This window comes from Pseudomonas sp. UMAB-08 (assembly GCF_900095225.1).
GTDB lineage: Bacteria > Pseudomonadota > Gammaproteobacteria > Pseudomonadales > Pseudomonadaceae > Aquipseudomonas.
Map to the genome: position 1 here is coordinate 1 of NZ_LT607463.1, position 334 is coordinate 334.

Sequence of the window (334 nt, forward strand, 5' to 3'; positions counted from 1 at the left end):
ACTGGCCCTGCGTTTCCCTGGCCAGATCGGCGTGCGCATCGGGTTCAACGAAACGGATGCCCGACGCATGTTTGCCGGCAGCGATTTTTTGCTGATGCCTTCGCGTTATGAGCCTTGCGGCTTGAGCCAGATGTACGCCCAGCGCTTCGGCTCCTTGCCGGTGGCCCGTAAAACAGGGGGTTTGGCCGACACCATTGAAGATGGTGTGACCGGTTTTCTGTTCGAAGAATCGACCGTGGAAAGCTACGCCGAAGCGCTGACGCGGGCGATCAAGGTCTTCGCCAATCCCGAGCTACTCAACGCCATGCGCTGCCGCGCCATGGCCGCCCCGTTC

At 61.1% G+C, this 334-nt stretch carries 1 protein-coding gene; it reads left to right on the top strand.

Annotated features, from left to right (window positions below):
- Positions 1–334 (top strand): glycosyltransferase (locus K0F75_RS25430; RefSeq protein ID WP_219064706.1); only part of this gene is annotated, 334 nt, incomplete at both ends.